This window comes from Enterobacter sp. BNK-22, from assembly GCF_048684805.1.
Taxonomy (GTDB): Bacteria; Pseudomonadota; Gammaproteobacteria; order Enterobacterales; family Enterobacteriaceae; genus Enterobacter; species Enterobacter quasiroggenkampii.
Map to the genome: position 1 here is coordinate 281621 of NZ_JBLQTT010000001.1, position 23093 is coordinate 304713.

20 protein-coding genes are annotated in these 23093 nt (G+C 55.9%); 17 read left to right on the plus strand and 3 right to left on the minus strand.

The window, feature by feature from the left end; genetic code table 11:
• Positions 1-23: 23 nt before the first annotated feature.
• Complete coding sequence (alaA, locus tag ACMGGE_RS01310; protein WP_008500204.1) at positions 24-1238, minus strand: alanine transaminase AlaA; 1215 nt, start codon at positions 1236-1238, stop codon at positions 24-26.
• Positions 1239-2176: 938 nt separating this feature from the next.
• On the opposite strand from alaA, the gene lrhA reads away from it, so the two are divergent.
• The 14 genes from lrhA (at position 2177) to nuoN (ending at position 18686) form a co-directional block, all read left to right on the plus strand.
• The gene (lrhA, locus tag ACMGGE_RS01315) at positions 2177-3115 is read left to right on the plus strand and encodes a transcriptional regulator LrhA (protein ID WP_021241557.1); all 939 of its coding nucleotides are present in this window, start codon (positions 2177-2179) and stop codon (positions 3113-3115) included.
• Between the two features lie 630 nt (positions 3116-3745).
• On the plus strand, positions 3746-4186 hold the full coding sequence (nuoA, locus tag ACMGGE_RS01320) for an NADH-quinone oxidoreductase subunit NuoA (RefSeq protein WP_006176516.1): 441 nt from the start codon (positions 3746-3748) through the stop codon (positions 4184-4186).
• Between the two features lie 15 nt (positions 4187-4201).
• The gene (nuoB, locus tag ACMGGE_RS01325; protein WP_003861482.1) at positions 4202-4876 is read left to right on the plus strand and encodes an NADH-quinone oxidoreductase subunit NuoB; all 675 of its coding nucleotides are present in this window, start codon (positions 4202-4204) and stop codon (positions 4874-4876) included.
• Between the two features lie 89 nt (positions 4877-4965).
• Complete coding sequence (gene nuoC / locus ACMGGE_RS01330) at positions 4966-6768, plus strand: NADH-quinone oxidoreductase subunit C/D (RefSeq protein WP_023312537.1); 1803 nt, start codon at positions 4966-4968, stop codon at positions 6766-6768.
• A gap of 2 nt (positions 6769-6770) precedes the next feature.
• Positions 6771-7271, plus strand: coding sequence for an NADH-quinone oxidoreductase subunit NuoE (nuoE, locus tag ACMGGE_RS01335; RefSeq protein WP_008500208.1), 501 nt, complete (start codon positions 6771-6773; stop codon positions 7269-7271).
• On the plus strand, positions 7268-8605 hold the full coding sequence (gene nuoF, locus ACMGGE_RS01340; protein ID WP_008500209.1) for an NADH-quinone oxidoreductase subunit NuoF: 1338 nt from the start codon (positions 7268-7270) through the stop codon (positions 8603-8605). Before nuoE ends, nuoF begins: the two co-directional genes overlap by 4 nt.
• A gap of 55 nt (positions 8606-8660) precedes the next feature.
• A complete protein-coding gene (gene nuoG, locus ACMGGE_RS01345; protein ID WP_420293270.1) occupies positions 8661-11384 on the plus strand; it encodes an NADH-quinone oxidoreductase subunit NuoG in 2724 nt (907 codons plus the stop codon).
• Entirely contained in the window at positions 11381-12358 is a 978-nt protein-coding gene (gene nuoH / locus ACMGGE_RS01350) for an NADH-quinone oxidoreductase subunit NuoH (protein ID WP_008500211.1), read from the plus strand. The genes nuoG and nuoH overlap by 4 nt, the downstream gene beginning before the upstream one ends.
• A 13-nt stretch (positions 12359-12371) precedes the next feature.
• On the plus strand, positions 12372-12914 hold the full coding sequence (gene nuoI / locus ACMGGE_RS01355; RefSeq protein ID WP_003861491.1) for an NADH-quinone oxidoreductase subunit NuoI: 543 nt from the start codon (positions 12372-12374) through the stop codon (positions 12912-12914).
• 10 nt (positions 12915-12924) lie between these two features.
• Positions 12925-13479: an NADH-quinone oxidoreductase subunit J gene (nuoJ, locus tag ACMGGE_RS01360; protein WP_008500212.1), complete on the plus strand. Its 555-nt coding sequence runs from the start codon at positions 12925-12927 to the stop codon at positions 13477-13479.
• Positions 13476-13778: an NADH-quinone oxidoreductase subunit NuoK gene (nuoK, locus tag ACMGGE_RS01365; RefSeq protein WP_003861496.1), complete on the plus strand. Its 303-nt coding sequence runs from the start codon at positions 13476-13478 to the stop codon at positions 13776-13778. Before nuoJ ends, nuoK begins: the two co-directional genes overlap by 4 nt.
• Positions 13775-15616 carry an NADH-quinone oxidoreductase subunit L gene (nuoL, locus tag ACMGGE_RS01370; RefSeq protein ID WP_023325763.1) on the plus strand — a complete coding sequence of 614 codons (1842 nt, stop codon included), beginning with the start codon at positions 13775-13777 and terminating at the stop codon, positions 15614-15616. Before nuoK ends, nuoL begins: the two co-directional genes overlap by 4 nt.
• A gap of 76 nt (positions 15617-15692) precedes the next feature.
• The gene (gene nuoM / locus ACMGGE_RS01375) at positions 15693-17222 is read left to right on the plus strand and encodes an NADH-quinone oxidoreductase subunit M (RefSeq protein WP_420293271.1); all 1530 of its coding nucleotides are present in this window, start codon (positions 15693-15695) and stop codon (positions 17220-17222) included.
• Positions 17223-17228: 6 nt separating this feature from the next.
• Positions 17229-18686 carry an NADH-quinone oxidoreductase subunit NuoN gene (nuoN, locus tag ACMGGE_RS01380; RefSeq protein ID WP_024908971.1) on the plus strand — a complete coding sequence of 486 codons (1458 nt, stop codon included), beginning with the start codon at positions 17229-17231 and terminating at the stop codon, positions 18684-18686.
• Between the two features lie 99 nt (positions 18687-18785).
• Here nuoN and ACMGGE_RS01385 read toward each other — a convergent pair whose 3' ends face one another.
• Together ACMGGE_RS01385 and rbn are read right to left on the minus strand one after the other, a co-directional pair.
• Entirely contained in the window at positions 18786-19790 is a 1005-nt protein-coding gene (locus ACMGGE_RS01385; protein WP_032652809.1) for a chemotaxis protein, read from the minus strand.
• Between the two features lie 64 nt (positions 19791-19854).
• Positions 19855-20772 (minus strand): ribonuclease BN, encoded by a 918-nt coding sequence (gene rbn / locus ACMGGE_RS01390; RefSeq protein ID WP_420293272.1) that lies wholly within the window; start codon positions 20770-20772, stop codon positions 19855-19857.
• 71 nt (positions 20773-20843) lie between these two features.
• On the opposite strand from rbn, the gene ACMGGE_RS01395 reads away from it, so the two are divergent.
• The 3 genes from ACMGGE_RS01395 to menF all read left to right on the plus strand — a co-directional run bounded on the left by ACMGGE_RS01395 (position 20844) and on the right by menF (position 23046).
• The gene (locus ACMGGE_RS01395) at positions 20844-21305 is read left to right on the plus strand and encodes a GNAT family N-acetyltransferase (RefSeq protein ID WP_420293273.1); all 462 of its coding nucleotides are present in this window, start codon (positions 20844-20846) and stop codon (positions 21303-21305) included.
• A 53-nt stretch (positions 21306-21358) separates the two neighbouring features.
• The gene (gene elaB / locus ACMGGE_RS01400; RefSeq protein WP_008500219.1) at positions 21359-21664 is read left to right on the plus strand and encodes a stress response protein ElaB; all 306 of its coding nucleotides are present in this window, start codon (positions 21359-21361) and stop codon (positions 21662-21664) included.
• Between the two features lie 86 nt (positions 21665-21750).
• A complete protein-coding gene (menF, locus tag ACMGGE_RS01405) occupies positions 21751-23046 on the plus strand; it encodes an isochorismate synthase MenF (RefSeq protein ID WP_223539304.1) in 1296 nt (431 codons plus the stop codon).
• Positions 23047-23093: the final 47 nt, after the last annotated feature.

Here is a 23093-nt window from a genome sequence, read left to right on the forward strand (position 1 = left end):
CGCCACCCGGCCGAAAGGCAATGTTACTGATGGTATCCGGAGAGGAAGCGCCCGAAGCGGCTGATGGCCATTTCGAGGTCATCTTCGCGCGGCAGCGTCACGATACGCACGTGATCCGGCCACGGCCAGTTAAACGCCGTCCCCTGAACCAGCAGCACTTTTTCCTGCAGCAGGAAATCGAGCACCATTTTCTGGTCGTCGTGAATATTGAAGCGCTTCGCGTCAATTTTCGGGAACATATAGAGCGCCCCGTTCGGCTTCACGCAGGAGACGCCCGGGATATCGTTAATCAGTTCCCACGCGCGGTTACGCTGTTCGTACAGGCGACCACCGGGCACGATAAACTCGCTAATGCTCTGATAGCCGCCGAGTGCGGTCTGGATCGCGTGCTGTGCCGGAACGTTGGCGCATAAACGCATGGAAGCCAGCATCTCCAGCCCTTCAATATAGCCTTTGGCGTGCTTTTTCGGACCGTTTAACACCATCCAGCCCTGACGGAAACCGGCCACGCGGTAGGTTTTGGACAGGCCGTTAAAGGTGACGGTCAGCAGGTCCGGGGCCAGCGCGGCGATGGAGTGGTGCTGCGCCGCGTCGTACAGGATCTTGTCGTAAATTTCGTCGGCGAAGATGATCAGGTTGTGCTGACGCGCCAGCTCGACGATCTCCATCAGCAGCTCTTTTGAGTAGACCGCGCCCGTCGGGTTGTTCGGGTTAATAATGACGATACCGCGCGTGCGGGGCGTAATTTTTGCGCGAATATCGTCCAGGTCCGGGAACCAGTCAGAGGATTCGTCGCACAGATAGTGCACCGCTTTACCACTGGACAGCGAAACGGCAGCCGTCCACAGCGGATAGTCCGGCGCAGGGACCAGCATTTCGTCCCCGCTGTTCAGCAGGGCCTGCATGGCTTGCACAATCAGTTCGGAGACGCCGTTGCCGATATAGATATCTTCAACGGTAACATCGCGCATACCACGTGCCTGGTAGTGCTGCATGATGGCTTTACGTGCGGAGTAAAGTCCTTTTGAATCGCAATAGCCTTGTGCAGTGGGAAGGTTGCGGATCACATCAACCAGAATTTCATCCGGCGCTTCAAAACCAAATGGCGCAGGGTTACCAATGTTGAGTTTCAGAACCTTGTTGCCCTCTTCTTCAAGGCGTTTTGCCTCTTTCAGAACCGGGCCGCGGATGTCATAACAGACGTTATCTAGCTTGCTGGATTTTTCGATAGGGGACATGAACCTTTAACCTTTTCGCTATTATTGCCGCTCCCTGCCGTGGAAGTCAGCACGGAATAATGTACTCCCCCCTCGCTTCGTTTTGAAGGGTGTGCAGTAGAAGATTTTGTGCGGGGTGCAAATTTTTGATGAATCTTTTTCGCTGCGGGTACGCTTTTTCACTGTCTTAAAGTTGTGCGCATAGCGAGAGCTTAGGTTAAATGTGCTATTCATTTACCAAAATACTGTATAATGTGCTGTTAAAAATAAGTGGTGAGCTGGACAGCGGTGGCAGTCACCCTGAGTGACTTTTCGTAAAACCTGAATGCTTGATACCTGTTTCTGTAATAGCATACTGTGGATAAAAGTTACCCATGTGAAATTAATGTTAAGTGCCATTAATGAATGGTCTTAATCTAAATTAAAATTTATTTATTATTAACCTATAAAATGCAACTTTAGTTAATTTTAATAAAATTAGTTTAGAAGCTTAACATTCTTCTTTAATCCTTAATATTGCAATAAGACTTATAAATAAAGTGGATTTGGGTTAAGATGTCTTCCAGGAAAGCAGAGGGCAGATGCACGTTTTTTGTATATCTGACCCTGGTTTTCCGAATTAATTGATTGTTATTGTTAGAGTTATCTCTGGCTGGAATGTGTCGCACATCTCCTGCTACGTTGACAGCGCTGCGATACAGATGGCAGAAAAGGTGTTATACCTTTAATGTAATTTACATAAACCTGCGAACATCTAAATATCCTGAACGTTTAAGAGAATAAAAATATCGTCATGAAACGTGCTTTCTGACTGTTGATATAAAGCAGCACAATAACTATCTGTCAGGCAGTCTGCCGGGCCGGGATGCGAGGGAAAATCTTCAGAGGGAATTGCTTAACTGTACACACACAGCTTCAACCCGGGCAGCTCCGCACGAGCAACCTGAAAGTGAATAGATATGATAAATGCAAATCGTCCGATAATGAATCTCGACCTCGATCTGCTGAGAACGTTTGTTGCGGTCGCCGATCTCAACACTTTTGCAGCAGCTGCTGCCGCCGTTTGCCGAACTCAGTCCGCCGTCAGCCAGCAAATGCAGCGGCTGGAGCAACTGGTTGGTAAAGAGCTTTTTGCCCGTCACGGGCGTAATAAGCTCTTAACGGAACACGGTATTCAGCTTCTGGGTTATGCCAGGAAAATTCTTCGCTTTAATGATGAAGCATGTATGTCATTAATGTTTAGCAACCTTCAGGGCGTGCTAACGTTAGGTGCATCTGATGAGTCGGCGGATACTATATTGCCGTTTCTTCTCAATCGTATTAGTTCGGTTTATCCGAAGCTTGCGCTGGACGTGAGCGTAAAGCGCAATGCTTTTATGGTTGAGATGTTAAATGAGAATAAAGTCGACCTGGTGGTCACCACGCATCGTCCCGGGCAGTTTGACTGCCTGACGCTGCGTACATCGCCTACGCACTGGTATTGCGCGGCCGAATACGTGCTGCAAAAAGGGGAGCCGGTGCCGCTGGTGTTGCTGGATGACCCGAGCCCGTTCCGCGATATGGTACTGACGGCGCTGAATGAGGCCAATATTCCGTGGCGTCTGGCGTATGTGGCATCCACGCTGCCAGCGGTGCGTGCCGCCGTGAAAGCCGGTCTGGGTGTCACCGCCCGTCCGGTAGAAATGATGAGCCCCGATCTGCGCGTTCTGGGCAAATCCGATGGCCTGCCTGCACTGCCGGATACGGAGTATCTGCTCTGCCACAATTCGTCCAGTCATAACGAACTGGCGAAGGTGGTGTTCGAGGCGATGGAAAACTACCATAACCCATGGCAGTTCGAGCGCGTTACCTCCGAAGGGGGGGATGACTCCCTGATCGTTGAAGGGGATTTTGAGTGATCGCCAGCTCAAAATTCTGGTAACAAAATGTAAGTGTAAAAAAAAGCCACTCGTGTGATTTTCACATGCAGTGGCTTTTTTTTAGCAAAAATACCCGCTTATGGTGCGTGGTTTTTAAGGATGTTATATATTTATCAATGAACTAAATGCTTTTGTCTAAAACTTGTCCGCTTTCCGTTCTAACTTCATCCACATCCCTCCTATGTTAAAAAAACAGGAAATATGTTGCCGTTTTCCAGGTTGAATTAACAAAAGCGTGTCGCAGATCAAGAAAATACTCCTATTTGGGGGGAGGAATCGTTGGCAAATCCTGTCAAAATAGGAGGGTTATTTTTTTTACTTCCGAAACGGACACGATTCAACAACATACATTTGACGGAAAGTCATGTACCCACCAGGGTTAAAGGGCACCAAATGTTAATGAGAATCGCTCGATGTAATTTAATGTGAAGAAACCTTTGTTAAAGTTGACAATAGGTTATAGAAAGGAGTAAAAAACCCCATCATTTTGCTGTCTACGTCTCATTTCTGACAGTTAGTGTAAGGTTATTTGTTCCTCCCCATGAATCGATGTGATGCCCATCTGCCAGCAAGAGCAGTGTCGTTGGTATCACTTTTGATGAGTAAGCAATGAGTATGTCAACATCCACAGAAGTCATCGCTCATCACTGGGCATTCGCAATCTTTCTTATTGTAGCCATTGGCCTGTGCTGCCTGATGTTAGTCGGCGGCTGGTTCCTGGGCGGTCGCGCCCGTGCAAGGCACAAAAACACACCTTTCGAATCAGGTATTGATTCAGTAGGTACCGCTCGCTTACGCCTGTCTGCCAAGTTTTACCTGGTAGCCATGTTCTTCGTCATCTTCGACGTGGAAGCGCTTTACCTTTTCGCATGGTCGACCTCCATTCGCGAAAGTGGTTGGGTGGGCTTTGTCGAGGCCGCAATTTTCATTTTAGTGCTACTGGCCGGTCTGGTTTATCTGGTGCGTATTGGCGCGCTTGACTGGACGCCTGCGCGTTCACGTCGTGAACACATCAACCCGGAAAACAGTATCTCTAATCGTCAGCAGTAACAGCGAGGCAATAAGATGGATTATACGCTCACCCGCATAGATCCTAACGGTGAGAATGACCGTTACCCCCTGCAAAAACAGGAGATCGTAACCGACCCCCTGGAGCAAGAAGTCAATAAAAGCGTGTACATGGGCAAACTCGAACATGCCATGCACGATATGGTCAACTGGGGTCGTAAGAACTCCATCTGGCCTTACAACTTTGGCCTTTCTTGCTGCTACGTTGAAATGGTGACGTCATTCACTGCGGTGCATGACGTTGCGCGTTTTGGGGCAGAGGTACTGCGTGCTTCCCCACGTCAGGCTGACCTGATGGTGGTAGCCGGTACCTGCTTTACCAAGATGGCACCTGTTATTCAGCGTCTTTATGACCAGATGCTGGAGCCAAAATGGGTTATCTCCATGGGCGCATGTGCAAACTCTGGCGGTATGTACGACATCTATTCCGTCGTACAGGGCGTAGATAAATTTATCCCAGTGGATGTGTACATCCCGGGTTGTCCGCCTCGTCCGGAAGCCTACATGCAGGCGCTGATGCTGCTGCAGGAGTCTATCGGTAAAGAACGTCGCCCACTGTCGTGGGTCGTTGGCGATCAGGGTGTGTATCGCGCGAACATGCAGTCTGAGCGCGAGCGTAAACGTGGTGAACGTATTGCCGTCACCAATCTGCGTACGCCTGACGAAATTTAATTTGCGCCTGTAGGCCTGGAGAACACCTTCGCATATCACTACTCAAATAGCGCGAAGCCAGGCTCAACAGTCACCACGGACCATTTGCAATGGTGAACAATATGACCGACTTAACCGCGCAAGAAGCCGCCTGGCAGACCCGGGATCATCTGGATGACCCAGTCATTGGCGAACTGCGCAACCGTTTTGGGCCGGATGCCTTTACTGTTCAGGCTACCCGCACCGGGGTACCCGTTGTTTGGGTGAAGCGTGAACAATTGCTGGAAGTTGTCGATTTCCTCAAGAAATTGCCAAAACCGTACGTCATGCTGTTTGACTTACACGGCATGGATGAACGTCTCAGAACGCACCGCCAGGGTCTCCCTGCTGCGGATTTTTCCGTTTTCTACCACCTGATCTCAATAGACCGTAATACGGATATCATGCTCAAGGTGGCATTGTCTGAAAACGACATGCATCTGCCGACGATCACCAAACTTTTCCCGAACGCCAACTGGTACGAGCGTGAAACCTGGGAAATGTTTGGCATGACCTTTGACGGCCACCCGCACCTGACGCGCATCATGATGCCGCAGACCTGGACCGGCCACCCACTGCGTAAAGACTACCCGGCACGTGCTACCGAATTCGATCCGTTTGAGCTGACCAAAGCCAAGCAGGATCTGGAGATGGAAGCGCTGACCTTCAAACCGGAAGACTGGGGCATGAAGCGCGGTACCGACAACGAGGACTTCATGTTCCTCAACCTCGGTCCAAACCACCCGTCTGCGCACGGTGCATTCCGTATTATTCTTCAGCTCGACGGCGAAGAGATTGTCGACTGCGTGCCTGACATCGGTTATCACCACCGTGGTGCTGAGAAGATGGGCGAGCGTCAGTCCTGGCACAGCTACATTCCGTATACCGACCGTATCGAGTACCTCGGCGGCTGCGTCAACGAAATGCCATACGTGCTGGCCGTTGAGAAACTGGCGGGTATCGTTACGCCGGATCGCGTTAACGTGATTCGCGTCATGCTGTCAGAACTGTTCCGTATCAACAGCCACCTGCTGTACATCTCCACGTTCATTCAGGACGTCGGCGCGATGACCCCGGTCTTCTTCGCCTTTACCGACCGTCAGAAAATCTACGATCTGGTAGAAGCCATTACCGGTTTCCGTATGCACCCGGCCTGGTTCCGTATCGGCGGTGTGGCACACGATCTGCCGCGCGGCTGGGACCGTCTGCTGCGTGAATTCCTCGACTGGATGCCGAAACGTCTGGCGTCTTACGAGAAAGCCGCGCTGCGCAACACCATCCTGAAAGGCCGTTCCCAGGGCGTTGCTGCCTACGGCGCGAAAGAGGCGCTGGAGTGGGGGACGACAGGGGCAGGTCTGCGCGCAACCGGTATTGATTTCGACGTGCGTAAAGCCCGTCCTTACTCTGGCTACGAGAACTTCGACTTTGAAGTCCCGGTGGGCGGCGGCGTGTCCGACTGCTACACCCGCGTGATGCTGAAAGTGGAAGAGCTGCGCCAGAGTCTGCGCATCCTTGAGCAGTGCCTCAACAACATGCCGGAAGGCCCGTTCAAGGCGGATCACCCGCTGACGACGCCGCCACCGAAAGAGCGCACGCTGCAACATATCGAAACCCTGATCACCCACTTCCTGCAGGTTTCCTGGGGTCCGGTCATGCCGGCGCAAGAATCCTTCCAGATGATTGAAGCGACCAAGGGTATTAACAGTTACTACCTGACCAGTGACGGCAGCACCATGAGCTACCGTACCCGCGTGCGTACGCCGAGCTTTGCGCACCTGCAGCAGATCCCGTCCGCCATCCGCGGCAGTCTGGTCTCCGACCTGATTGTGTATCTGGGTAGTATCGATTTTGTTATGTCAGATGTGGACCGCTAATTATGCACGAGAATCAACAACCACAAACCGAGGCTTTTGAGCTGAGTGAAGCAGAACGTGCCGCCATTGAGCACGAGATGCACCACTACGAAGACCCGCGTGCGGCGTCCATTGAAGCGCTGAAAATCGTACAGAAACAGCGTGGTTGGGTGCCGGATGGGGCGATCTATGCGATCGCGAAAGTGCTGGGTATTCCGGCAAGTGACGTAGAAGGCGTAGCCACGTTCTACAGCCAGATCTTCCGTCAGCCGGTGGGCCGCCATGTGATCCGCTACTGTGACAGCGTGGTCTGCCACATCACCGGTTATCAGGGCATTCAAGCTGCGATTGAGAAGAAGCTCAATATCAAGCCGGGCCAGACCACGTTCGATGGTCGCTTTACTCTGCTGCCAACCTGCTGCCTGGGTAACTGCGACAAGGGGCCGACCATGATGATTGATGAGGACACTCACAGTCATCTGACGCCGGAAGCGATTCCTGACCTGCTGGAGCAGTACAAATGAAAACTGTAATTCGTACTGCTGAGACGCATCCGCTGACCTGGCGTCTGCGTGATGACAAACAGCCGGTATGGCTCGACGAATATCAGAGCAAAAACGGCTATGCCGGTGCGCGTAAAGCCCTTGGCGGCATGGCGCCGGACGACATCGTTAACGCGGTAAAAGAGTCTGGCCTGAAAGGCCGCGGCGGCGCGGGCTTCTCCACTGGTCTGAAGTGGAGCCTGATGCCAAAAGACGAATCCATGAACATCCGTTACCTGCTGTGTAACGCCGATGAAATGGAGCCGGGCACCTATAAAGACCGCCTGCTGATGGAGCAGCTACCGCACCTGCTGGTGGAAGGCATGCTGATCTCCGCGTTTGCGCTGAAAGCGTACCGTGGTTACATCTTCCTGCGCGGTGAGTACATCGAAGCAGCGGAAAACCTGCGTCGCGCGATTGCCGAAGCCACCGAAGCGGGGCTGCTGGGCAAAAACATCCTGGGTACCGGGTTTGACTTCGAACTGTTCGTGCACACCGGTGCCGGGCGTTACATCTGCGGTGAAGAGACCGCGCTGATTAACTCCCTGGAAGGCCGCCGCGCGAACCCGCGTTCCAAGCCACCGTTCCCGGCCAGCTCCGGCGTGTGGGGGAAACCGACCTGCGTAAACAACGTCGAAACCCTGTGTAACGTTCCGGCTATCCTCGCGAACGGCGTGGAGTGGTATCAGGGCATCTCCTCAAGCAAAGATGCCGGTACCAAGCTGATGGGCTTCTCCGGTCGCGTGAAAAATCCTGGCGTCTGGGAACTGCCGTTCGGTACTACCGCGCGCGAAATTCTTGAAGACTACGCCGGCGGCATGCGCGATGGCCTGAAATTCAAAGCCTGGCAGCCGGGTGGGGCAGGGACAGACTTCCTGACCGAAGCCCACCTTGACCTGCCGATGGAATTCGAAAGCATTGGTAAAGCAGGCAGCCGTCTGGGTACGGCGCTGGCGATGGCCGTCGACCACGAGATCGGCATGGTGTCGCTGGTGCGTAACCTGGAAGAGTTCTTCGCCCGTGAGTCCTGCGGCTGGTGTACACCGTGCCGTGATGGTCTGCCGTGGAGCGTGAAGATCCTGCGTGCAATCGAACGTGGCGAAGGCCAGCCTGGCGATATCGAAACACTTGAGCAACTGTGTCGATTCTTAGGCCCGGGTAAAACCTTCTGTGCCCACGCACCGGGTGCCGTCGAACCTCTGCAGAGCGCGATCAAATATTTCCGCGACGAGTTCGAAGCAGGCATCAAGCAGCCGTTCAGCAATACCCATGCGATCAATGGGATTCAGCCGAACCTGCTTAAAGCGCGCTGGTAACGACAAGAATTTTGATTAACGCTCGGTTTCGACCGAGCCAACTGGAAGCATGCTAATGGCTACGATTCATGTAGACGGCAAAGAATACGAAGTCAACGGGGCGGACAACCTGCTGGAAGCTTGTCTGTCTCTTGGCCTCGATATTCCGTACTTTTGCTGGCATCCGGCGCTGGGCAGCGTCGGTGCTTGCCGCCAGTGTGCGGTGAAGCAATATCAAAACGCGGAAGACACGCGTGGTCGCCTGGTGATGTCCTGTATGACGCCAGCCACCGAAGGCACCTTTATTTCGATTGATGACGAAGAAGCCAAACAGTTCCGCGAAAGCGTGGTGGAGTGGTTGATGACCAACCACCCGCACGACTGTCCGGTTTGTGAAGAGGGCGGTAACTGCCACCTTCAGGATATGACCGTGATGACCGGTCACAGCTTCCGTCGCTATCGCTTTACCAAGCGTACCCACCGTAACCAGGATCTGGGGCCGTTCATCTCTCACGAAATGAACCGCTGCATCGCCTGCTACCGCTGCGTGCGTTACTACAAAGACTATGCAGACGGTCAGGATCTGGGCGTGTATGGCGCGCATGACAACGTCTACTTCGGTCGTCCGGAAGACGGCGTGCTGGAGAGCGAATTCTCCGGTAACCTGGTAGAAATCTGCCCGACCGGCGTCTTCACGGATAAAACTCACTCCGAGCGTTACAACCGTAAATGGGACATGCAGTTTGCACCAAGCATCTGCCAGCAGTGTTCCCTCGGCTGTAACACCAGCCCGGGTGAGCGCTACGGCGAACTGCGTCGTATCGAGAACCGCTACAACGGTACCGTTAACCACTACTTCCTGTGCGACCGCGGTCGTTTCGGCTATGGCTATGTGAACCTGAAAGACCGTCCGCGTCAGCCGGTTCAGCGCCGTGGCGACGATTTCATTACCCTGAACGCAGAACAGGCGATGCAGGGCGCGGCAGATATTCTGCGCCAGTCGAAGAAAGTGATCGGTATCGGCTCCCCGCGTGCCAGCATCGAAAGCAACTTCGCGCTGCGCGAGCTGGTCGGGGCGGAAAACTTCTATACCGGCATCGCCCAGGGCGAGCAGGAACGTCTGCAGCTGGTACTGAAAGTGCTGCGTGAAGGCGGTATCCATACCCCTGCGCTGCGCGAAATCGAATCCTATGATGCGGTCCTGGTGCTGGGTGAAGACCTGACCCAGACAGGCGCCCGCGCGGCTCTGGCGGTTCGTCAGGCGGTGAAGGGTAAAGCACGTGAAATGGCAGCGGCGCAAAAAGTGGCTGACTGGCAGATTGCGGCGATCCTGAACATCGGTCAGCGCGCGAAGCATCCTCTGTTTGTGACCAACGTCGACAATACCCGTCTGGACGATATCGCGGCGTGGACCTACTGCGCACCGGTTGAAGATCAGGCGCGTCTTGGCTTTGCCATTGCCCACGCGCTGGACAACAACTCACCGGCCGTTGAGCTGGATCGCGACCTGCAAAACAAGGTTGACGTGATTGTTCAGGCCCTGGCCGGTGCGAAGAAACCGCTGATTATTTCCGGTACCAACGCCGGTAGCGCAGAGATCATTCAGGCCGCAGCCAACGTGGCCAAAGCTCTGAAAGGCCGCGGTGCTGACGTCGGTGTGACCATGATTGCCCGTGCGGTGAACAGCATTGGTCTGGGCATGATTGGCGGCGGCTCGCTGGAAGCTGCGTTAAGCGAACTGGAATCCGGTGCTGCTGACGCCGTGGTGGTGCTGGAAAACGACCTGCATCGCCATGCTTCTGCCGCTCGCGTTGACGCCGCGCTCTCCAAAGCGCCGCTGGTGATGGTGATTGACCATCAGCGCACCGCGATTATGGACAAAGCGCACCTGGTGCTCTCTGCGGCAAGCTTCGCAGAAAGCGACGGTACCGTTATCAACAACGAAGGCCGCGCGCAGCGTTTCTTCCAGGTTTATGACCCGTCTTACTACGACAGCAACACCGTGATGCTGGAAAGCTGGCGCTGGCTGCACTCCCTGCACAGCACCGTGCAGAGCCGTGAAGTGGACTGGACGCAGCTCGACCACGTTATCGACGCGGTGGTGGAAAAACTGCCTCAGCTGGCAGGCATTAAAGATGCCGCGCCTGAAGCGAGCTTCCGCATTCGCGGCCAGAAACTGGCGCGTGAACCGCACCGTTACAGCGGCCGTACCGCAATGCGCGCCAATATCAGCGTGCACGAACCGCGCCAGCCGCAGGATAAAGACACCATGTTCGCCTTCTCCATGGAAGGGAACAACCAGCCGTCTGCGCCGCGTTCGCAAATCCCGTTCGCATGGGCACCGGGCTGGAACTCCCCGCAGGCATGGAACAAGTTCCAGGCTGAAGTGGGTGGCTCCCTGCGCCACGGCGATCCGGGCGTGCGTCTGATTGAAGCCTCCGAAACCGGTCTGGACTTCTTCCGCACCGTACCGGCGAGCTTCCAGCCACAGGACGGTAGCTGGCGTATTGCGCCGTACTACCACCTGTTCGGTAGCGACGAGCTCTCCCAGCGTTCACCGGTCTTCCAGACCCGTATGCCGCAGCCGTACATCAAGCTTAACCCGGCGGATGCCGCGAAGCTTGGCGTTAACGCGGGTGCGAACATCGCCTTTAGCTATGACGGTCAGACCATCAGCCTGCCGCTGATTATTTCTGAAAGTCTGACAGCAGGGCAGGTCGGTCTGCCGATGGGTATGCCTGGCATCGCGCCGGTTCTGGCGGGTGCGCGTCTTGATAATCTGCAGGAGGCAAAAGCATGAGTTGGTTAACGCCGGATCTTATCGACATCCTGCTGAGCATTCTGAAAGCGATTGTTATCCTGTTGGTGGTGGTCACCTGCGGCGCGTTCATGAGCTTTGGTGAACGTCGTCTGCTCGGTCTGTTCCAGAACCGTTACGGACCGAACCGCGTGGGCTGGGGTGGTTCACTCCAGCTGGTCGCGGATATGATCAAGATGTTCTTTAAAGAGGACTGGATCCCGCGCTTCTCGGATCGCGTGATCTTTACTCTGGCACCGATGATCGCCTTCACCTCGCTGCTGCTGGCGTTTGCTATCGTGCCGGTCAGCCCGACCTGGGTGGTCGCTGACCTAAACATCGGCATTCTGTTCTTCCTGATGATGGCAGGCCTCGCGGTTTACGCGGTCCTGTTCGCAGGCTGGTCCAGTAACAACAAATACTCGCTGCTGGGTGCGATGCGTGCTTCCGCGCAGACCCTGAGCTACGAAGTGTTCCTGGGGCTCTCCCTGATGGGCGTGGTGGCGCAGGCCGGTTCATTCAACATGACCGACATCGTCAACAACCAGGCCGACATCTGGAACGTTATTCCGCAGTTCTTTGGGTTTATTACCTTTGCCATCGCGGGCGTGGCAGTGTGTCACCGTCACCCGTTTGACCAGCCAGAAGCCGAACAGGAACTGGCCGACGGTTACCACATCGAATATTCCGGTATGAAATTCGGTCTGTTCTTCGTGGGCGAGTACATCGGTATTGTCACCATTTCCGCGTTGATGGTAACGCTGTTCTTCGGTGGCTGGCATGGCCCGTTCTTACCGCCGTTCATCTGGTTCGCGCTGAAAACCGCGTTCTTCATGATGATGTTCATTTTGATTCGCGCAGCGTTACCGCGTCCGCGTTATGACCAGGTAATGTCCTTCGGCTGGAAAGTGTGCCTGCCGCTGACGCTCGTCAACTTGTTGGTAACGGCCGCTGTCATTCTCTGGCAGCAGCCATAAGGGGCAATAGACCATGACCTTAAAAGAATTACTGGTAGGCTTCGGTACCCAGGTACGCAGTATCTGGATGATCGGCCTGCATGCGTTTGCCAAACGCGAAACCCGGATGTACCCGGAAGAGCCGGTATATCTGCCGCCGCGCTACCGTGGCCGTATCGTGCTGACGCGCGACCCGGACGGTTCCGAGCGCTGCGTTGCCTGTAACCTGTGTGCGGTAGCGTGCCCGGTCGGCTGTATCTCTCTGCAAAAAGCCGAGACGGTAGACGGCCGCTGGTACCCTGAGTTCTTCCGCATCAACTTCTCACGCTGCATCTTCTGCGGTCTGTGTGAAGAAGCGTGCCCAACCACGGCGATTCAGCTGACTCCAGACTTCGAGCTGGGTGAGTACAAGCGTCAGGACCTGGTGTACGAGAAAGAGGATCTGCTGATTTCCGGTCCGGGCAAATACCCGGAATATAACTTCTACCGGATGGCGGGTATGGCAATCGACGGCAAAGATAAGGGCGAAGCAGAGAACGAAGCTAAGCCTATCGACGTCAAGAGCCTGTTACCGTAAGGAGAGGGCAATGGAATTCGCTTTTTATATCTGTGGCCTTATCGCCATCCTGGCTACGCTGCGAGTGATCACGCACACCAATCCGGTGCATGCGCTGCTGTACTTAATCATCTCGCTGCTGGCCATTTCCGGGGTGTTCTTCGCACTGGGCGCGCACTTCGCCGGTGCGCTGGAAATCATCGTCTACGCCGGGGCCATCATGGTGCTGTTCGTGTTCGTAGTGATGATGCTGAACCTGGGCGGCTCTGAAATTGAGCAGGAACGTCAGTGGTTAAAACCGCAGGTGTGGATCGGCCCGGCAATTTTGTCGGCCATCATGCTGGTGGTGATCGTTTACGCCATTCTGGGTGTTAACGATCAGGGCATCGACGGCACGCCGATTGGCGCGAAAGAGGTGGGTATCACGCTCTTTGGCCCATACGTTCTGGCAGTGGAACTGGCCTCAATGCTGCTGCTGGCAGGTCTGGTTGTGGCTTTCCACGTTGGCCGCGAAGAGCGTGCTGGCGAGGTGCTGAGCAACCGCACTGACGACCGCGCGAAAAGAAAAACGGAGGAGCGCGCATGATCCCCTTAACACATGGACTGATCCTCGCTGCGATTTTATTCGTTCTGGGTCTGACCGGTCTGGTTATCCGCCGCAATCTGCTGTTTATGCTGATCGGGCTGGAAATCATGATTAACGCCTCCGCGCTGGCCTTCGTGGTTGCCGGAAGCTACTGGGGCCAGACCGATGGTCAGGTGATGTATATTCTCGCCATCAGCCTCGCGGCTGCCGAAGCGAGTATTGGCCTGGCGCTGTTGCTGCAGCTCCATCGTCGCCGCCAGAATCTGAACATCGATTCAGTAAGTGAGTTGCGTGGATGAACATGCTTGCCTTAACCATTATTTTTCCGCTGATTGGCTTCGTGCTGCTGGCGTTTTCTCGCGGCCGCTGGTCTGAGAATCTGTCTGCAACCGTCGGCATGGGCTCTGTTGGCCTGGCCGCGCTGGTGACAGCGTATGCGGGTATCGACTTCTTTAACAACGGGCGTCAGCCTTTCAGCGTGCCGCTGTGGACCTGGATGTCAGTCGGTGATTTCAATATCGGTTTCAACCTGGTGCTGGATGGTCTCTCCCTGACCATGCTCTCCGTGGTCACCGGCGTCGGCTTCCTGATCCACATGTTCGCCTCCTGGTATATGCGCGGTGAAGAGGGTTACTCCCGCTTCTTCGCCTACACCAACCTGTTTATCGCCAGCATGGTGGTTCTGGTCCTGGCCGATAACCTGCTGCTGATGTATCTGGGCTGGGAAGGCGTGGGTCTGTGTTCTTACCTGCTGATCGGTTTCTACTATACCGATCCGAAGAATGGCGCAGCGGCCATGAAAGCGTTCGTCGTGACCCGCGTGGGTGATGTCTTCCTCGCTTTCGCGCTGTTCATTCTTTACAACGAACTGGGCACGCTGAACTTCCGCGAAATGGTGGAACTGGCGCCAGCGCACTTCGCCGCAGGCAACAACATGCTGTGGTGGGCAACGCTGATGCTGCTGGGTGGTGCCGTGGGTAAATCCGCGCAGCTGCCGTTGCAGACATGGCTGGCAGACGCGATGGCGGGTCCAACCCCTGTCTCCGCGCTGATCCACGCTGCGACCATGGTCACCGCCGGTGTCTACCTGATTGCGCGTACCCATGGCCTGTTCCTGATGACCCCGGAAATTCTGCATCTGGTGGGTATCGTCGGTGCGGTCACGCTGGTGCTGGCAGGCTTTGCCGCGCTGGTGCAGACCGACATCAAACGCGTTCTCGCGTACTCAACCATGAGCCAGATTGGTTACATGTTCCTCGCGCTGGGCGTTCAGGCGTGGGACGCGGCCATTTTCCACCTGATGACGCACGCGTTCTTTAAAGCGCTGCTGTTCCTCTCATCCGGTTCGGTGATTCTGGCCTGCCATCACGAGCAGAACATCTTCAAAATGGGCGGACTGCGTAAGTCCATCCCGCTGGTCTATGTCTGCTTCCTGGTGGGCGGCGCGGCGCTGGCGGCACTGCCGCTGATCACCGCGGGCTTCTTCAGTAAGGACGAAATCCTTGCGGGTGCCATGGCGAATGGTCATATCAATCTGATGGTTGCGGGTCTGGTCGGTGCGTTCATGACCTCCCTGTATACCTTCCGTATGATTTTCATCGTATTCCACGGTAAAGAACAAATTCACGCTCACGCAGGGAAGGGGATTACCCATCACCTGCCGCTGATTGTGCTGCTGGTACTGTCCACCTTCGTTGGCGCGATGATTGTGCCTCCGCTGCAGGGCGTGCTGCCAGACACCACCGAGCTTGAGCACGGTCGCGTTCTGACGCTTGAAATCACCTCCGGTGTGGTCGCTATCGCGGGCATCCTGATCGCAGCATGGCTGTGGCTGGGCAAACGTACGCTGGTCACTGCCGTGGCCAACAGTGCGCCGGGCCGCCTGCTGGGCACCTGGTGGTACAACGCGTGGGGCTTCGACTGGCTGTACGACATGATCTTCGTTAAGCCGTTCCTGGGCATCGCGTGGCTGCTGAAGCGCGACCCGCTGAACAGCCTGATGAATATCCCGGCGATCCTTTCCCGCTTTGCAGGCAAAGGCCTGCTGTACAGCGAGAACGGTTACCTGCGCTGGTATGTGGCGTCCATGAGCATCGGTGCGGTTGTCGTGCTGGCGCTGCTGATGGTGTTGCGTTGATCGTTAAGTGAATTTTATTCGAATTCGTTGAAAATCAGGCCCCTGCTGGGGGCCTTAAAAAGGAATGTAAATCGCCATGTTACTACCCTGGCTAATATTAATTCCCTTCATCGGCGGCTTCCTGTGCTGGCAGACTGAACGCTTTGGCGTGAAGATGCCGCGCTGGATCGCGCTGATCACCATGGGATTGACGCTCGCGCTTGGCCTGCAACTGTGGTTGCAGGGCGGTTACTCACTGACCCAGTCTGCGGGCATTCCGCAGTGGCAGTCTGAGTTCATCCTGCCGTGGATCCCACGTTTCGGCATTACGATCCACCTGGCGATTGACGGTCTCTCACTGCTGATGGTGGTGCTGACCGGTCTGCTCGGCGTTCTGGCGGTACTCTGCTCCTGGCGTGAAATCGAAAAATACCAGGGCTTCTTCCACCTGAACCTGATGTGGATCCTGGGCGGCGTAATCGGCGTGTTCCTTGCCATCGACATGTTCCTGTTCTTCTTCTTCTGGGAGATGATGCTGGTGCCGATGTACTTCCTGATCGCGCTGTGGGGCCACAAGGCATCCGACGGTAAAACGCGTATCACGGCGGCAACCAAGTTCTTCATCTATACCCAGGCGAGTGGTCTGGTGATGTTGATTGCCATTCTGGCGCTGGTGTTTGTTCACCACAACGCGACCGGTACCTGGACCTTCAACTACGAAGACCTGCTGAAGACCCCAATGTCGCACGGCGTGGAATATCTGCTGATGCTGGGCTTCTTCATCGCCTTCGCGGTGAAAATGCCGGTGGTTCCGCTGCACGGCTGGCTGCCAGACGCGCACTCTCAGGCGCCAACGGCGGGTTCCGTTGACCTGGCGGGCATCTTGCTGAAAACGGCTGCCTACGGTCTGCTGCGTTTCGCTCTGCCGCTGTTCCCGAACGCCTCCGCAGAATTCGCACCGATTGCCATGTGGCTGGGTGTCATCGGTATCTTCTACGGTGCCTGGATGGCCTTCACCCAGTACGACATCAAGCGTCTGATTGCTTATACCTCCGTTTCCCACATGGGCTTCGTGCTGATTGCTATCTACACCGGCAGCCAGCTGGCGTACCAGGGGGCGGTGATCCAGATGATTGCGCACGGTCTGTCCGCAGCCGGTCTCTTCATCCTGTGCGGTCAGCTGTACGAACGTCTGCACACCCGCGACATGCGTATGATGGGCGGCCTGTGGAGCAAAATTAAGTGGCTGCCAGCGCTCTCCATGTTCTTCGCGGTGGCGACTCTGGGGATGCCGGGCACCGGTAACTTCGTCGGCGAATTTATGATTCTGTTCGGCAGCTTCAAAGTGGTACCGGTGATTACCGTGATCTCCACCTTTGGTCTGGTGTTCGCTTCCGTCTACTCGCTGGCGATGCTGCACCGCGCTTTCTTCGGTAAAGCGAAGAGCGAAATTGCTGCACAAGAACTGCCGGGGATGTCGCTGCGTGAGCTGTTCATCATCCTGCTGCTGGTCGTACTGCTGGTGCTGCTGGGCTTCTTCCCGCAGCCGATTCTGGATACTTCGCACAGCGCGATGGGCAATATCCAGCAGTGGTTTGTTAATTCTGTTTCTACTACAAGGCCGTAATTCGCCATGACAATAACTCCACAACAACTGATCGCGCTGCTACCGCTGCTGATCGTCGGATTGACGGTGGTGGTTGTGATGCTCTCCATTGCGTGGCGACGCAATCACTTCCTGAATGCCACGCTGTCGGTCATCGGCCTGAACGCCGCGTTAGTCTCTCTCTGGTTTGTTGGCCAGGGTGGGGCGATGGACGTCACTCCGCTGATGCGCGTTGACGGTTACGCCATGCTGTATACCGGTCTGGTGCTGCTGGCGAGCCTGGCAACCTGTACCTTTGCGTACCCGTGGCTCGAAGGCTACAACGACAACAAAGAAGAGTTTTACCTGCTGGTTCTGATTGCCGCGCTGGGCGGCATTCTGCTGGCGAATGCGAACCACCTGGCCGCGCTGTTCCTCGGCATTGAGCTGATCTCTCTGCCGCTGTTCGGTCTGATTGGTTACGCCTTCCGCCAGAAGCGCTCGCTGGAAGCAAGCATCAAGTACACCATCCTGTCTGCGGCGGCGTCCTCGTTCCTGCTGTTTGGTATTGCGCTGGTGTACGCACAATCCGGTAACCTCTCCTTTATGGCGCTCGGCAAGAGCCTCGGTGACGGCATGCTGCATGAGCCGCTGCTGCTGGCGGGGCTGGGTATGATGATTGTTGGCCTTGGCTTCAAACTCTCTCTGGTGCCGTTCCACCTGTGGACGCCAGACGTATACCAGGGCGCGCCAGCGCCGGTGTCGACCTTCCTGGCGACGGCGAGCAAAATCGCCATCTTCGGGGTGGTTATGCGTCTGTTCCTGTACGCACCGGTGGGTGACAGTGAAGCGGTTCGCGTGGTGCTGGGCATTATCGCGTTCGTCTCCATCATCTTCGGTAACCTGATGGCGCTGAGCCAGACCAACATCAAACGTCTGCTGGGCTACTCGTCTATCTCTCATCTGGGCTACCTGATGGTGGCGCTGATTGCGCTGCAGAGCGGTGAGATGTCGATGGAAGCCGTGGGCGTCTATCTGGCCGGTTACCTGTTCAGCAGCCTCGGCGCCTTCGGCGTGGTGAGCCTTATGTCCAGCCCGTACCGTGGTCCGGATGCCGATTCACTGTTCTCCTACCGTGGTCTGTTCTGGCACCGTCCGATCCTGTCTGCGGTGATGACGGTGATGATGCTCTCTCTGGCGGGTATCCCGATGACGCTCGGCTTTATCGGTAAGTTCTACGTGCTGGCCGTCGGTGTGCAGGCGCACCTGTGGTGGCTGACTGCGGGCGTGGTGATCGGCTCCGCGATTGGTCTCTACTACTACCTGCGCGTGGCCGTGAGCCTGTACCTGAGCGCGCCTCAGCAGCTCAACCGTGATGCCCCAACCAACTGGCAGTACAGCGCTGGCGGTATTGTGGTTCTCATCTCCGCGCTGCTGGTGCTGATCTTCGGTATCTATCCGCAGCCGCTGATTGATATCGTGCAGCGCGCGATGCCATTAATGTAAAAACAAAAAACCCGCCTCGGCGGGTTTTTTATTGCCCAGCGGCGCTACGCTTGCAGGGCCTACGGGTTTTGTAGGTCGGGTAAGCGAAGCGCCACCCGACTAAGCCAGCTGTTTGCGGCTAATCAACGGCCCGTCAATCTTCTTCATCGAGCGGTCCAGCACTTCCTCAATCACTGACGACAGCTCGTTCAGCTCAAACTTCGCGACGTAGCCATCCGCTTTCACCTTACGAATATGGTCTTCGTTGGCGTTGCCGGAAAGGGAAGAGTGGATCACGACCGGAATATCTTTCAATACCGGATCGGTTTTGATTTTGCGCGTCAGCGTAAAACCGTCCATCTCCGGCATTTCGAGGTCGGTCAACACCAGCGCGATCTTATCGGTGATGGGAACACCCTCAGCCTGCGCCTGTGCGGCCAGAACCCCAATTTTCTCCCACGCCTCTTTGCCGGTGATATGCAGCTGCGCCGGGATCTCCATCGCCTGCAGGCCTTTCTCCAGCATCGAGCGCGCCACTTTGGAGTCTTCCGCGACGATGGCGACCGCGCCCGGCTTGATATGGAATTTGGTGGTTTTCAGATTGGTGGCGTGCAGATCGTGGTTGGCCGGAGTGATGTCATACAGGATCTGCTCAACGTCCAGCACCATCGCCAGATCGTTGGTATCGCTCTTCTCGTCAAGACACGCAATGCTGGTGATGTAGCGACCGCTGACGGCAGTTTCCGCCGCGTGCACCTGCTTCCAGTCCAGACGCATGATGTTCTCAACCGACTCCACGGCAAACGCCTGCACGCTGCGCGCGTATTCGGTGATCAGCAGGATATTCAGCCCGGTGGTGGGCTTACAGCCTGCCACGGCAGCCAGGTCGATCACCGGGATCACCTGATCGCGAATATTCACCATTCCCATCAGCGGTGATTTCATCCCGGCGGGTTTCGTGAACTCCGGCATCGGCACAATTTCACGCAGCTTAAAGACGTTAATGCCAAACAGCTCAGATTTATTTTCGTTAAGAGAGGTGCCAAGACGGAACAGCAACAGTTCAAAACGGTTCGACAGGGTCAGATTCGCCCTGTCATCAATATCTTTCTGGAAATTATCCATTCTACCCTCGAGAGAAATGCTGACCTTTTAATCGTTATCGGCATCCTGAGGGAAAAATGAAGGACTAAACGCTGACCTGAGCGAAATCTTCGGCCAGCTCACATTCCGGGAACAGCGCGCGACACTCTGTCAGCAGCTTTTCACAGCCCCGCGCGTCGTAGCGGGAGCTGACGTGGGTGACGATGAGCCTCCCGACGCCCGCGTCACGGGCCAACTGCGCCGCCTGACGCGTCGAGCTGTGGCCCCGGCTGTTGGCTTTCTCTTCCATCGCCGTTTCGAGGGTCGCTTCATGTACCATCACGTCCACGCCCTGGGCCAGCGTGAGCGCCGCCCGGCACGGGGCCGTGTCGCCAAAAATTGCCAGCTTCTTGCCGGGCTGCGGTGCGGCGAGATAATCCTGACCGTTGATGACGCGCCCGTCCTCCAGCGTGACGGTCTCACCGTGCTTCAGGCGCTGGAACAGTGGTCCGGGTTTTACGCCGTCGGCCATCAACGCGGCGGCGTCCAGCGCGCCGGGTTTATCATGCGCGTCAATGCGATAGCCATAGCACTCGACAGGGTGATTGAGCGGCTGAGCACTCACCTTATAATCACCGTCATCGAAAATCAGGCCTTCGCTAATCTCAACGACCTCCAGCGGATAATCCGTCCACGACCCGCTCAGGCGCAGCGTGGTTTCAACAAATTCACGAATACCCGCAGGCCCATAAATCGTCAGCGGGTTGGCGTTACCGACCATCGAGCGGCTGCACAGCAGGCCGGGAAGGCCAAACAGATGGTCGCCATGCAGATGGGTGATAAAAATTTTATCCAGCTTGCCGGGGTGATAAGCGGTGTGTAACAGCTGATGCTGCGTCCCTTCACCACAGTCAAACAGCCACAGCCCGCCGCGGGTGGGGTGTTTAAGATCCAGCAGTATCGCCGTCACATTTCGTGAGCGGGTTGGCACGCCCGCGGACGTACCCAGAAAAATCAGTTCCATAACGCAATCAGCCCTTTGCCGAACGGGGAGGGGTTTAGTATAACGTGATGAACCCCAGGAAGGAGACTGACATGATCCAGTGGCAAGATTTACACCATAGTGACCTCACCGTTCATTCACTTTACGCCGTGCTGAAACTGCGCTGCGAAGTGTTCGTGGTTGAACAGACCTGCCCGTATCAGGACATCGACGGCGACGATCTCGTCGGCGAGAACCGCCATATCCTCGGCTGGCGGAATAACGAGCTGGTGGCGTATGCGAGGATTCTGAAAAGCGAAGACGATTTTGAGCCTGTCGTCATTGGCCGCGTCATCATCAGCAGCAAAGCGCGCGGTGAAAAACTGGGCTATGAGCTGATGGAGAAAACGCTGGAGGCATGCCAGAAACAGTGGCCGAACAAGGCGTTATACCTGGGCGCGCAGGCGCACCTGCAGTCCTTCTACGGCCACTTTGGTTTCGTGCCGGTCACCGAGGTGTACGATGAAGACGGCATTCCCCACATCGGCATGGCGCGGGAAGCGAAGCAGGCGTAATGACGAGTCGTTGGCTATAGTTAGCGGACTGGTGTACTAACATGGAGAAAAATATGTCATTTCAATCCTGGGATACCCGTATCGACGACGACCTGGCCTTACTGAGCGAAACGCTGGAAGAGGTGTTACGTTCCTCGGGCGACCCTGCCGATCAGAAATATATTGAGCTAAAAGCCCGCGCCGAGCAGGCGCTGCATGAAGTGAAAAACCGCGTCAGCCATGCGTCTGATACCTACTACTACCGCGCCAAAAAAGCGGTGTACCGTGCCGATGATTACGTGCATGAAAAACCGTGGCAGGGTATTGGAGTCGGTGCTGCCGTTGGGCTGGTACTGGGGCTGCTCTTAGCCCGTCGTTAGGCCGCTTAACCACTCCCTATACGTGGGTACTGCTATTTATTGCCAGTACCCCGTATAATACGAGGTTTTAACAGGGAGAGGTTCGCGTGAATTCGATTTTCCTCGCGCTGGAGCAATTGCGTACCCAGCTTTCGCAAGCGTTACCCGCAACACCCGGCATACGTCATTTCGACGTCTCTTTCCCGTTAAACGACGCTTTCGACCCTCTCGCCTGGCTTGGGGCGCAGCAGTGCTATCCGCAGTTTTACTGGCAGCAGCGTAACGGCGATGAAGAGCTGGCTGCGCTGGGGGCGGTGATCCCCTTTTCCTCTCTGGCGTTAGCCACGCAGTTTTTGCGCGAGCAAAACGCGGCAGGTGATACCCGTATCTGTGGCCTGAACGCCTTTACTCCGGAGCAGGGCAGCCTCTTTTTACCGCGACTGCTCTGGCGACGCACCGCCGGCACCGCTACGCTGCGTCTGCAGCTCTGGAGTGATTATTCACTTCAGGAAGATGCCCTCGCCGCGCGGGATTTTTTACAGCAACTCCGTCCTGCGAGATCTATCCGTCCGCTATCCGTTCAGGTTGAGCACGAAACCCATCAGCCGCAGCAGGCCGAATGGCTGACGCTTATCCGCAGAGCGACAGAGACCATCGCGCGCGGTGATTTCGAAAAGGTGGTTCTCGCCCGGGCAACCGATATCCGGTTTACACAGCGGGTTAACCCTGTCGCGCTGATGGCGGCCAGCCGCGCCCTGAATTTACATTGCTACCATTTCTGCATGATTTTCGACGCCAGCAACGCGTTTCTTGGCTCGACCCCCGAGCGTCTCTGGCGGCGGCGCGGCACGCTGCTGCGTACGGAAGCGCTGGCGGGCACCGTCGCCAGCCATGCCGATGATGGCCAGGCGCAGCGTCTCGGCGAGTGGCTGCTGAACGACGATAAAAACCAGCGAGAAAATATGCTGGTCGTGGAAGATATTTGCCAGCGTCTTCAGCACTACACGCAGACGCTTGAGGTACTGCCCCCCCAGGTGGTGCGCCTGCGTAAAGTGCAGCATTTGCGCCGCTGTATCTGGACCGAACTCAAACAGGCCGACGACGAGCAGTGCCTGCATATGCTACAGCCGACAGCGGCCGTTGCCGGTTTGCCGCGACAGCCTGCGCGCGAATTTATTCAGAAGGTTGAGCCCTTTAACCGCGAGTGGTACGCCGGTTCTGCCGGGTATTTATCGCCTGACCAGAGTGAATTTTGCGTGGCGTTGCGATCCGCCCGCGTCCAGGATGACTCCCTGCGGCTCTACGCCGGGGCCGGCATTGTCAGCGGGTCTGACCCGGAACAGGAGTGGCAGGAGATCGAAAACAAAGCGGCCGGATTGCGCTCTCTGCTCCTTAGGGATTAATACTGATTCGCGCAATCCCGATTCATATCAAAATTCCAATTTTTTCT